At 51.0% G+C, this 12,458-nt stretch carries 11 protein-coding genes; all 11 read left to right on the top strand.

Annotated elements, in window-relative coordinates; translation table 11 throughout:
• Positions 1-15 precede the first annotated feature (15 nt).
• The 11 genes from ACSSVF_RS08930 to ACSSVF_RS08980 all read left to right on the top strand — a co-directional run bounded on the left by ACSSVF_RS08930 (position 16) and on the right by ACSSVF_RS08980 (position 12,452).
• The gene (locus ACSSVF_RS08930) at positions 16-612 is read left to right on the top strand and encodes an NADH-quinone oxidoreductase subunit C (protein WP_492402945.1); all 597 of its coding nucleotides are present in this window, start codon (positions 16-18) and stop codon (positions 610-612) included.
• 96 nt (positions 613-708) lie between these two features.
• On the top strand, positions 709-1,962 hold the full coding sequence (locus ACSSVF_RS08935) for an NADH-quinone oxidoreductase subunit D (RefSeq protein ID WP_492402947.1): 1,254 nt from the start codon (positions 709-711) through the stop codon (positions 1,960-1,962).
• A gap of 48 nt (positions 1,963-2,010) precedes the next feature.
• Positions 2,011-2,490 carry an NADH-quinone oxidoreductase subunit NuoE gene (nuoE, locus tag ACSSVF_RS08940; protein WP_379056352.1) on the top strand — a complete coding sequence of 160 codons (480 nt, stop codon included), beginning with the start codon at positions 2,011-2,013 and terminating at the stop codon, positions 2,488-2,490.
• Between the two features lie 11 nt (positions 2,491-2,501).
• The gene (nuoF, locus tag ACSSVF_RS08945; protein WP_492402949.1) at positions 2,502-3,836 is read left to right on the top strand and encodes an NADH-quinone oxidoreductase subunit NuoF; all 1,335 of its coding nucleotides are present in this window, start codon (positions 2,502-2,504) and stop codon (positions 3,834-3,836) included.
• Positions 3,837-3,886: 50 nt separating this feature from the next.
• Positions 3,887-6,319, top strand: coding sequence for an NADH-quinone oxidoreductase subunit NuoG (gene nuoG, locus ACSSVF_RS08950; RefSeq protein WP_492402951.1), 2,433 nt, complete (start codon positions 3,887-3,889; stop codon positions 6,317-6,319).
• 1 nt (position 6,320) lies between these two features.
• The gene (gene nuoH / locus ACSSVF_RS08955) at positions 6,321-7,349 is read left to right on the top strand and encodes an NADH-quinone oxidoreductase subunit NuoH (protein WP_492402953.1); all 1,029 of its coding nucleotides are present in this window, start codon (positions 6,321-6,323) and stop codon (positions 7,347-7,349) included.
• Between the two features lie 51 nt (positions 7,350-7,400).
• Positions 7,401-7,892: an NADH-quinone oxidoreductase subunit NuoI gene (nuoI, locus tag ACSSVF_RS08960; RefSeq protein WP_379030951.1), complete on the top strand. Its 492-nt coding sequence runs from the start codon at positions 7,401-7,403 to the stop codon at positions 7,890-7,892.
• An 18-nt stretch (positions 7,893-7,910) separates the two neighbouring features.
• Positions 7,911-8,540, top strand: coding sequence for an NADH-quinone oxidoreductase subunit J (locus ACSSVF_RS08965; RefSeq protein ID WP_492402955.1), 630 nt, complete (start codon positions 7,911-7,913; stop codon positions 8,538-8,540).
• 2 nt (positions 8,541-8,542) lie between these two features.
• A complete protein-coding gene (gene nuoK / locus ACSSVF_RS08970; RefSeq protein ID WP_055825950.1) occupies positions 8,543-8,848 on the top strand; it encodes an NADH-quinone oxidoreductase subunit NuoK in 306 nt (101 codons plus the stop codon).
• A 5-nt stretch (positions 8,849-8,853) separates the two neighbouring features.
• The gene (nuoL, locus tag ACSSVF_RS08975) at positions 8,854-10,944 is read left to right on the top strand and encodes an NADH-quinone oxidoreductase subunit L (protein ID WP_492402956.1); all 2,091 of its coding nucleotides are present in this window, start codon (positions 8,854-8,856) and stop codon (positions 10,942-10,944) included.
• A complete protein-coding gene (locus ACSSVF_RS08980; RefSeq protein ID WP_492402957.1) occupies positions 10,944-12,452 on the top strand; it encodes an NADH-quinone oxidoreductase subunit M in 1,509 nt (502 codons plus the stop codon). The genes nuoL and ACSSVF_RS08980 overlap by 1 nt, the downstream gene beginning before the upstream one ends.
• Positions 12,453-12,458: the final 6 nt, after the last annotated feature.

Below are 12,458 nucleotides of genomic sequence, written 5' to 3' on the forward strand. Positions count from 1 at the left end.
CCAAGAAACTACACTATGTCCGCAAAACTAGAACATTTGTCCGCACAGCTCAAGTTAGCACTAGGTGATGGCGTGGTGAAGCTGGAGCAAAAGCTGGGCGAGATCACCGTTGAAGTGCATGTGAAACATTTGCTGGCGGTGGCAGATAAATTGAAAACCCATGCCGAGCTCAGGTTTGAGCAACTGATTGATTTGTGTGGTGTGGATTATTCCGATTATGCTGATGGCCGCTGGGAAGGCCCGCGCTTTGCCGTGGTGTTGCATCTGTTATCTGTCGGCCTGAACCAGCGAGTGCGCATCCGTGCCTTTGCCGCCGACGATGATTTTCCTGTTTTCCCAACCCTGGTTGATGTCTGGCCGGTCGCCAACTGGTTCGAACGGGAAGCGTTTGACCTCTATGGCCTGATGTTTGAAAACCATCCAGATTTACGCCGCCTGCTGACCGATTACGGTTTTGTCGGCCATCCGTTCCGTAAAGATTTCCCCATGATAGGCAACGTGGAAATGCGTTATGACCCGGTGCAACAACGGGTCGTCTATCAACCGGTATCCATCGATCCACGTAACAACGTGCCGCGCCTGATCCGCGATGAAGGAAAGCATCATGGTTAATCGTTTAACCATTTCCATCATCCACAGTCATTCATTCTCTTTTCAAAGTTCTGCCTTTGCGTTGGCTGAATATTGCATGTTTGGGGCTTGCTAGCTATGGCAGAAATTAAGAATTACACCATGAACTTTGGTCCGCAGCACCCTGCGGCGCATGGTGTGTTGCGTTTGGTACTTGAGCTGGATGGTGAAGTGATCCAGCGTGCAGACCCGCATATCGGCTTGTTACACAGAGCGACCGAAAAACTGGCCGAAAATCGCACTTACCTGCAAAGTGTGCCTTATATGGACAGGCTGGATTATGTCTCCATGATGGCCAACGAGCATGCGTATGTGATGGCGATTGAGAAAATGCTGGGCCTGGAAGTGCCGATACGTGCGCAGTATATCCGCGTCATGTTTGACGAAATTACCCGTATCCTCAATCACTTGCTGTGGCTGGGTGCGCATGCGCTAGACGTGGGGGCGATGACGGTATTCCTGTATGCCTTCCGTGAGCGCGAAGATCTGTTCGATGTGTATGAAGCCGTTTCCGGCGCGCGTATGCATGCGGCGTATTACCGCCCGGGTGGTGTCTATCGTGACCTGCCGGAAAAAATGCCGCAGCACCAAACCACCAAATTCCGCAGTGAAGCCGAAATCAAGAAACTGAATGAGAACCGTCAGGGTTCCATGCTGGATTTTATCGAAGATTTCACCAACCGTTTCCCTACCTATGTGGACGAATACGAAACCCTGCTGACAGATAACCGTATCTGGAAACAGCGTACGGTAGGTATCGGCGTAGTGACGCCTGAGCGTGCACTGGCACTAGGGCTCACCGGGGCCATGTTGCGTGGTTCAGGTATCGCCTGGGATTTGCGCAAGAAACAGCCTTATGAAGTCTATGCCAAGATGGATTTTGATATTCCATTGGGCGTGAACGGTGACTGTTACGACCGCTACCTGGTGCGCGTGGAAGAGATGCGCCAGTCCAACCGTATTATCAAGCAATGTATAGACTGGTTACGCGTCAATCCCGGCCCTGTCATCACGGATGATAACAAGGTGGCGCCGCCTAACCGCGAAGGCATGAAAACCAATATGGAAGACTTGATCCACCACTTCAAGTTATTTACCGAAGGTTTTCACGTCCCTGTAGGCGAAGCCTATGCCGCGATTGAGCATCCTAAAGGCGAGTTCGGGATTTATATGGTGTCAGATGGCGCCAACAAACCTTATCGCCTGAAAATACGGGCGCCGGGCTTTGCGCATCTGGCAGCGCTGGATGAAATGACCAGAGGACATATGATCGCCGATCTGGTGGCGATTATTGGTACACAAGATATTGTGTTCGGCGAAATCGATAGATAACCGGATTGACGTGATAAACCGGGATCGAAAAGATATTAAGGTACAAGCATGTTAAGTGCAGAAGCTATAGAAAAAATAGAGTACGAGCTGTCCAAGTATCCTAAAGACAGGCGCCAGGCGGCAGTGATGTCAGCCCTGCGCATTGTGCAAATGGAACGCGGCTGGTTATCCAAGGAAAGCATTTCCGAAGTGGCGAAATACCTGCGCATCCCGGAAATCGCTGCACTGGAAGTCGCGACTTTCTACAATATGTATGATCTGGAACCGGTCGGCGAGCACAAGATCACCATCTGTACCAATATCTCCTGCATGCTGCGCGGCTCTGATGAAATTGTCGAGCACCTGCAACACAAGCTCGGTGTCGGTTTCAATGAAGTCACTGCCGATGGCAAGTTCTGTTTAAAAGAGGGCGAGTGCATGGGCTGTTGCGGCGGTGCGCCATTGTTGCATGTGAATAACAGCCAGATGCATGAGTTTTTGACCACTGAAAAAGTGGACGCGCTCATTAATGAGTTAAATAAGGGCTGAAGGAACCATTGATGGCAAAAACTTCAACTACCTCAATTCAGCAAGCCGCAGTGGTGAAAACCGATCTGGCCGGGCAAACGCTGGTCACCTTGCGTACCCTGACAGAAGAAAATCCTGCCTCACTCGCTACCTATGAAAAACTGGGTGGTTACGTACAGCTTAAACGGCTGGTAGCGGAAAAAAGCAAAGCGCCTGAAATCATCAGCCAGATCAAAGTCTCCAACTTGCGCGGACGTGGCGGGGCGGGTTTCCCCACCGGCCTGAAGTGGAGCTTTATGCCGCGTTATTACGACGGCACCAAGTATTTGGTGTGCAATACCGATGAAGGCGAGCCAGGTACCTTTAAAGACCGCGATATCATCCGCTACAACCCACACCAGTTGATCGAAGGCATGGCGATTGCGGCTTATACATTGGGCGCCCGCGTCGGTTACAACTATATCCACGGTGAAATCTGGCAGGATTACGAAATATTCGAAGCCGCACTGGCAGAGGCGCGTGAAGCCGGCTATCTGGGTGAAAACCTGTTTGGCACTAATTTCAGTTTTGATCTCTATGCCGTGCACGGCTACGGTGCTTACATCTGTGGCGAAGAAACCGCCCTGATTGAATCCATCGAAGGTAAGAAAGGCCAGCCACGCTTCAAGCCGCCATTCCCGGCTAGTTATGGCGTATTTGGCAAGCCGACCAACGTCAATAATACCGAAAGCTATACTTCAATTCCGTGGATCATGCAGCATGGCGGCCAGGCATTTGCCGATTTAGGCGTGCCAAATTCAGGCGGCAGCAAGTTATTCTCAGTGTCAGGCCACGTCGCAAAACCTGGCAACTATGAAATCAAGATGGGCACGCCTTTTAAAGACCTGCTTGAAATGGCAGGCGGTATCTGGAAAGGCCGGCAACTGAAGGCAGTCATCCCTGGCGGCCCATCAACTGCAGTGATGCCAGCCAGCGCGATTGAAAATGCCACTATGGATTACGATGGCTTGAGCAAAGCCGGTTCCAGTCTGGGTGCGGGTTCCATGATTGTGATGGATGAAACCACCTGCATGGTGAAAACCCTCAAGCGACTGAGCTATTTCTTTTATGAAGAAAGTTGCGGTCAATGTACGCCGTGCCGTGAAGGCACTGGCTGGGTCTACCGCATCATTGAGCGTATTGTGAATGGCAAAGGCAAGATGGAAGACCTGGATTTGCTGACAGATTTAAGTAATAACATTTCCGGCCGCACGATTTGTGCACTCGGGGATGCCGCAGCAACGCCGGTGTTGAGCTTTATCAAACACTTCCGCCCAGAATTTGAATATTACATACAGCATGGTAAATCCATGGTGGATGGTAAATAAAAATCTATTTTTGAGATCAGCTCAACAAATAAATTTTAGAGATAGCAGACATGTTAAATATCGAAATTGACGGCAAACCACTAGAGGTCGAACACGGCAGCACCATTATTGATGCTGCGGATGCGGTAGGCATTGCCATTCCGCGTTTCTGCTATCACAAAAAACTCTCGGTCGCCGCCAACTGCCGCATGTGCCTGGTGCAGGTCGAAAAATTTAACAAACCGCTGCCTGCCTGCGCCACACCAGTGGCCGATGGCATGAAGATTTTCACCCGTAGCAAAGCCTCTGTCGAGGCGCAAAAAAGCGTGATGGAGTTCCTGCTGATCAACCACCCGCTGGATTGCCCGATTTGCGACCAGGGTGGCGAGTGTGATTTGCAGGATATCGCGGTGGCTTACGGTGCTTCCGGTTCACGTTACACGGAAGAAAAACGTGTGGTGTTCAACAAGAATATCGGGCCACTGGTGAGCACTGATATGACACGTTGCATCCAGTGTACCCGTTGCGTGCGCTTCCTCAAGGAAGTCGGTGGCATGCAGGAGCTGGGCCTGGTCAACCGTGGCGAACATGCTGAAATCACTGCGTATGTCGATCAATCCGTCAACTCCGAACTCAGTGGCAACATCATTGATTTATGCCCGGTAGGCGCGCTGACCAGCAAGCCGTTCCGTTATTCTGCACGTAGTTGGGAGCTGGTGCGCAGGCCTTCGATTGCCCCGCATGATGGCCTGGGTTCACATGTAGAAGTGCACGTCAAAGATAACAAAGTCATGCGCATTCTGCCGCGTGAAAAAGAGTCGATCAACGAGTGTTGGCTGTCTGACCGCGACCGTTTCTCCTACGAGGGCCTGAACAGCCCGGAGCGCCTGAAAGTGCCTATGATCAAGCACAACGGGCAATGGCAGGAAACCGATTGGAAAACAGCGCTGGAATTTGCCGCAGGCCAGCTGAAAGACATCACCAAACAATATGGTGCTGACGCCTTGGGCGTGCTGGTGTCACCTAACAGCACCATGGAAGAAGGCTACCTGATCAAGCAACTGGCCGACGGCCTGGGCTGTGGCAATGTGGATTACCGTTTGCGTCAGACCGATTTCCGCCTCGATGGCAAGCGTACCGGTACGCCATGGATGGGCTGCAATATCCAGGAAATCGAAGAGCTGGACCGTATTCTGCTGATAGGTTCCAATATCCGTAACGAGCATCCATTGTTGGCGCAGCGCATCCGTAAAGCCGTCGCCAATGGCGCTGAATTGAGCATCGTCAGCCCGCTAGACAATGATCCATTGATGGACATTGCACACAAAGTGATTGTGCGTCCTAATGATATGGTGAACGTGCTTGGCCAGATTTTAAAAGGCATGTCCGGCCTGCAAAAACTGTCGCTGTGCCTGCCACCGACATTGAACAAGTTACTCGAAGAAATTAAGATACGTCCAAACACGCAGAAAATCGCGGAAAGCCTGGCCGGTATCCGCGAAGACCTGATCCTGATTGCGCCTAAAGTCGGTATTTTCCTCGGCAATATGGCGCTCAGCGATCCGCGCTTTACTGAGATGTACAGCATGGCAGAAGCCATAGGCGGTATCAGTGGTGCCAAAGGTGGTATTTTGCCACCGGCCGCCAATAGCACTGGTATGCATATGATAGGTGTGATGCCTTCAGCCACCGGCATGCACGCACGTGCCATGCTGGAAGTGCCACGCAAGGCCTATCTGTTATTGAACATCGAACCTGAGCTGGATTGCCAGCACGCGGCACTGGCCAATGACGCCATGGCAAAAGCCGAGTGCGTGATCGCATTAACCGCGTATAAATCTTCTGCCCTGGACAACGCCGATATCCTGCTGCCGATTGCGCCGTTTACCGAAACTTCCGGTACTTTTATGAGTATGGAAGGCCGCGTGCAAAGCTTCCAGGCTGTGACACGTCCACTAGGTGAATGCCGTCCGGGCTGGAAAGTCTTGCGCGTGCTCGCGAATACTTTAGGCCTGTCAGGGTTTGACTACAACAGCTCCGAAGAAGTGAAAAATGCAGTCTTCAACGGCGAAAAACCTTCTGCTGTGGTCTGGCGTAGCCTGAATAACAACCTGAAAGAGCTGGTTGAAATCCAGGTCAATATCAAGAAACTGGGTTTACAGCGCATCGGCGAAGTGCCGCAATATGAGTCTGACCCTATCGTACGTCGCTCAGCCCCTTTGCAGAAAACAAAATACAACATTCGCCCGATGGCACGCATGCATGGTGAGCAACTGGCAGAGTTAGGCTTGCAGGATGGCGATATAGTGGTGGCGCGCCAGGATAAGGGCAGTGCAGTACTCAAAGTGCGCTTGGATAACCATGTAGCCAAAGGCTGCGTCCGCGTAGCAGCGGCACACCCGCTGACTGTGGGCCTTGGTGACCTGATGGGTGATATCACCATTGAAAAAGCAGCCGTCGAGCAAGTGGCGATTTACGAAAAACAACTGACCGAGATGGCATAACATGCAATTCTTCTCTGAATTATTTGGATCCTACTGGCCAGATGTGCAACTGGTGACATGGACGCTGGTAAAAATCATTGCCATTGTGCTGCCACTGATGATTTGTGTCGCTTACCTGACTTATTTCGAGCGCAAAGTCATCGGCTATATGCAAGTGCGTATCGGCCCTAACCGGGTTGGTCCGTTTGGTTTGCTGCAACCAATCGCAGATGCGTTAAAACTGCTGTTTAAAGAAATCATCCTGCCTACCGCGTCGAATAAGGTGTTGTTTTTTATCGGCCCTATCCTGACCATTGCGCCGGCTTTCGCTGCCTGGGCGGTGATCCCGTTTGATGCAACGCTGGTGTTAGCCAATATTGATGCCGGTTTGTTGTATATCCTGGCCATGACTTCAGTCGCGGTATACGGTGTGATCATTGCCGGTTGGGCATCCAACTCCAAATACGCGTTTCTGGGCTCGTTGCGTTCAGCCGCGCAAATCGTGTCTTACGAGATCGCCATGGGTTTCACGCTGGTTGGCGTGCTCATGTGTGCCAACTCACTCAACCTAGGCAAGATTGTCATGGGCCAGGAGGGCGGTTTCTGGCACTGGTACTTTATTCCTTTGTTCCCGCTATTCATCGTGTATTTCATCAGTGCTGTCGCCGAAACTAACCGCGCCCCGTTTGACGTGGCCGAAGGTGAGTCCGAGATCGTGGCTGGTTTTCACGTCGAATATTCAGGCATGGCGTTCGCGGTATTCTTCCTGGCGGAATATGCCAACATGATACTGGTGTCCATGCTGGCGGCTTTGATGTTCCTCGGTGGCTGGTTATCACCACTGCCATTCTTGCCGGATAGCATTTTGTGGCTGTTTGGCAAAGTCGCTTTCCTGTTGTTTATGTTTTTATGGTTCCGCGCGACTTTCCCGCGTTACCGTTATGACCAGATCATGCGTCTGGGCTGGAAAGTATTTATTCCAATCACACTGGTATGGATAGTCGTGGTGGCCGCCATGATGCAAACGCAGTGGGCTTATTTGTTCCATTAATGAATTACAAACATTGGACAATGCACAACCAGGGATAACAGAAACCTTACCATGTTGAACGCGATTAAAAATACATTAGGCAGTTTGATGTTATGGGAAATGCTGAAAGGCATGGCCCTGACAGGACGCTACTTCTTTGCCAAGAAAATCACCATTCAGTATCCGGAAGAGCGGACGCCGCAGTCGAACCGTTTCCGCGGTTTGCATGCCTTGCGCCGTTACCCGAATGGGGAAGAACGTTGCATCGCCTGCAAATTATGCGAAGCCGTGTGCCCGGCGATGGCGATCACTATCGAATCTGACCAGCGTGAAGATGGCAGCCGCCGGACTACCCGCTACGATATTGACCTGACCAAGTGTATTTTTTGCGGTTTTTGTGAAGAGTCCTGCCCGGTAGACAGCATTGTTGAAACGCGCATATTTGATTACCACGGTGAACAGCGCGGCGACTTGTTATACACCAAAGAGATGTTGCTGGAAGTAGGCGATAAATATGAGGCGGAAATCGCTGCCGATCGTACCCAGGACAAAGCATATCGCTAGGCGCGAACAGGAAAATCCATGATATTTACCGATATAGTTTTTTATGTGCTGGCAGCGATCCTGCTGTTTTCCGGCATTCGCGTCATTACAACCCGCAACCCGGTGCATGCAGCGCTGTTCCTGGTATTGGCTTTTTTTACCGCCGCGGGTATCTGGCTGCTGCTTGAAGCAGAGTTTCTCGCCATCGCCCTGATACTGGTTTATGTAGGGGCGGTGATGGTGCTGTTCCTGTTTGTGGTGATGATGCTGGATATCAATATCGACAAGCTGCGTGAAGGCTTCTGGTCTAACCTGCCGTTGGCACTGACATTTGGTGTGGTCATGATGGCTGAGATGGTCATTGTGTTATCCGCAAAAAATCTTAATCCTAGCCAGGCGGTGACAGCACCTGATGGTTTCAGCAATACTGCTGCGCTGGGTAAAGTGCTATATACCGATTATTTGCTGCCGTTTGAGCTGGCCGCCGTGGTGCTGTTAGTGGCCATGATTGCGGCGATCGTGCTGACGCTGCGTGAGCGCCAGGATAACAAATCCATGAACCCGTCCGAACAGGTGAAAGTGAAGCGTAGCGACAGGCTGCGTATTGTTTCTATGCAAGCTGAAGTAGAGCCACCAGCACCACCCCCGGCACCAGAGGAGAAAAAATAATCATGGTCGGCTTGTCTCATTACCTGATTTTAGGCGCCTTGATGTTTGCCATCAGCGTGATTGGTATTTTCCTCAACCGCAAAAATGTGATCATTCTGCTGATGGCGATTGAGCTCATGCTGCTGGCGGTGAATTTGAATTTCATTGCCTTCTCGCATTACCTGAACGATATTGCTGGCCAGGTATTCGTGTTTTTCATCCTGACGGTGGCGGCGGCTGAATCAGCGATTGGCCTCGCCATCCTGGTTGTGCTGTTCCGTAATCTGCATACTATCAATGTTGACGATCTGGATCAGTTAAAAGGTTAAGTGTAATGACAATCAAACAAATCCTGATGCTTATCCCTTTGCTGCCATTGCTGGCTGCAGCGGTCGTTGGCTTATTCCGTAATTACATTCCACGCTGGGCTGCACACGTCATTACCATTGCAGGTGTCGGCGCTGCGTTTGCTTTGTCCGTGAGCATACTCAACCAGACGCTGGATGGCTTTACCCTGAACGAATCGGTATACACCTGGCTGGATTCAGGCGACATTCATTTTGAAGTCGGTTTCCTGATCGACAACCTGAGTGCCATGATGATGGTAGTGGTGACTTTCGTGTCATTGATGGTGCATGTGTACACCATAGGCTATATGCATGAAGACCCAGGCTATAGCCGTTTCTTCAGCTATATCTCCCTGTTTACTTTCTCCATGCTGATGCTGGTAATGAGTAACAATTTCATGCAATTGTTCTTCGGCTGGGAAGCGGTCGGCCTGGTGTCTTACCTGCTGATTGGTTTCTGGTTCACGCGTCCGACAGCAATTTATGCCAACCTGAAAGCTTTCCTGGTGAACAGGGTAGGTGACTTTGGTTTCCTGCTGGGCATAGGCATGGTGCTGTATTACTTCGGTAGCCTCGATTACGCCACCGTATTTGAGCGTGCGCCTTCGTTAGCAGAGACGCAAGTCAATCTTCTGGGTAGCTGTTCCTGGTCATTGATGACGGTGACTTGCTTGCTGTTGTTTGTCGGTGCGATGGGTAAATCGGCGCAGGTGCCTTTGCATGTCTGGCTGCCAGACTCCATGGAAGGCCCGACACCTATCTCAGCCTTGATTCACGCGGCGACCATGGTCACCGCCGGTATTTTCATGGTCGCGCGTATGTCGCCGCTGTATGAATTATCGACCACGGCTTTATCCACCGTGATGGTAATTGGTGCCATTACCGCCTTGTTTATGGGCTTCCTGGGCATAATCCAGAACGATATTAAGCGCGTGGTGGCTTATTCCACGCTGTCACAGCTGGGATATATGACGGTCGCGCTTGGGGCTTCCGCCTATTCAGTGGCCATTTTCCACTTGATGACACACGCATTCTTCAAGGCATTGTTATTCCTGGGGGCGGGTTCTGTCATCATGGGCATGCACCATGATCAGGATATCCGCAACATGGGTAACCTGAAGAAATACCTGCCGATCACCTGGATCACTTCGCTGATCGGTTCGCTGGCTTTGATCGGGACGCCATTCTTCTCAGGCTTCTATTCCAAAGACAGCATTATTGAAGCAGTTGAGTTATCGCATATCCCCGGTAGTGGTTTTGCTTACTTTGCCGTGATCGTCGGTGTGTTTGTCACTGCGTTCTATTCTTTCCGTCTGTATTTCCTGGTCTTTCATGGCGAAGAAAAATGGCGCCAGGCATCGCCTGTCCATGCCGGGCATGCTGATCAAAATCACGATGCACATGACACGCACGATGCACATACTGACGCGCACCACGACGATCACGCCCATGATGATGCCCATCACCACGGCCTGGGGCCGAACGATGATCCGCATGAGCCAGGCTGGGTGGTGACGCTGCCATTGATCCTGCTGGCAATACCATCGCTGCTGATCGGTTATTTCGCATTGGAACCCATGGTATTTGGCGATTTCTTCAAAAACGTGATTTTTGTCAATCCTGAAGCGCATCCGGCGATGGAGCATTTGGCACATCACTATCATGAGTTTATGCATAGCCCCGCAGGCATGGCGATTCATGGCTTTGCCAGCTTGCCGTTTATCCTGGCTGCATCCGGCGTGTTGCTGTCCTGGTTCTTCTATATGAAACGCCCGGATATTCCGGCAGCGATCAAACAGCGATTCGACCTGATTTACCGCATACTGGATAACAAATACGGTTTCGACAGTTTTAATGAGAAATTCTTTGCCGGTGGCTCACGTTACCTGGGTCGCTTGCTTTGGAAATTCGGCGATATCACATTGATTGATGGCGCAATGGTCAATGGCACTGCCAGGACCATGGGCAAGATCGCTGCCAGATTACGTAATGTGCAATCAGGCTTAATTTATCACTACGCTTTTGCAATGATTATTGGCGTATTCCTTCTCATGTCTTTCTTTGTAAAAATTAATTAATGATGCAAGCCGACCTCACAAGTATTTCATGGTTAAGTCTGGCCGTCTGGCTCCCGGTATTCTCCGGTGTGCTGGTATTGCTGCTCGGGGGTGACCACAAGGCGACATTGACGCGTTGGCTGGCATTGGCGGGCAGTCTGGTCAGTTTCCTCGTCACTATTCCGCTGTATACATTGTTTGATGTTCAGGATGGCTTCTTCCAGTTTGAAGAATTATTGCCATGGATCCCCGCGTTCAATATGCACTATCACCTGGGCGTAGATGGTTTCTCCATGCCACTGGTGTTGCTGACCAGCTTTACTACCGTGATTGTGGTGCTGGCAGGCTGGGAAGTGATCACCAAGCATGTTGCCCAGTATATGGCGGCCTTCCTGATCATGAGCGGCATTATGATAGGCGTGTTCACCGCGCTGGATGCGATTCTCTACTATGTGTTCTGGGAAGCGATGCTGATCCCCATGTTCCTAGTGATCGGTATCTGGGGCGGGCCTAACCGCGTCTATGCCACGGTCAAGTTTTTCCTGTATACCTTGCTTGGTTCCTTGTTGATGCTGGTGGCATTTATCCACCTGTATCACCAGACCGGCAGTTTTGAACTGGCTGATTACTACTTGCTGCCACTGAGTATGCAGGCGCAGATCTATATTTTTATCGCCTTCTTTATGGCGTTCGCGGTCAAGATCCCGATGTGGCCGGTGCATACCTGGCTGCCGGATGCGCACGTGGAAGCCCCGACTGGTGGTTCCGTGGTGCTGGCGGCGATTGCGCTGAAGTTGGGCGGGTATAGTTTCCTGCGTTTCGCCATGCCGATTGCGCCGGATGCTTCACATTACTTTAGTACCGCCATGATCGTGTTGTCATTGATTGCGGTGGTTTATATTGCGCTGGTCGCCCTGGTGCAAACCGATATGAAGAAACTGATCGCGTATTCTTCAATCTCCCACATGGGCTTTGTGACACTGGGCTTTTTCATGTTCAGCCAGCTGGCACTGGAAGGGGCGGTGATGCAGATGATCTCGCACGGCTTTATTTCTTCTGCCATGTTCCTGAGCGTCGGTGTGCTGTATGACCGTGTGCACAGCCGGGAGATTTCAGCCTATGGCGGTGTTGCCAACAAAATGCCGGTATTCGCCGGATTTGCGGTACTGTTTGCCATGGCGAATAGTGGCTTGCCTGGTACCTCAGGTTTTGTCGGTGAGTTTATGGTGATTCTGGCCGCAGTGAAGTTCAACTTCTGGGTAGGTTTTGCGGCTGCTACCACGTTGATCTTTGGTGCAGCCTATACCTTGTGGATGACGAAACGGGTATTTTTTGGTGATGTCGCCAACCACCATGTAGCAGAACTGACAGATTTGAATAAACGCGAATTCCTGATCCTCGGTATTCTGGCTGTTTTAGTGATCGGCTTTGGTCTGTATCCGCAGCCGATTACTGAAGTGATGCAGGCGACTAGTAGCGAATTCCTGAAACATATGGCGATTTCAAAATTGCCGGTCACAGGCTATTAAGGCAGG

It is taken from the genome of Methylophilus sp. E2MeOHC9 (assembly GCF_058744375.1).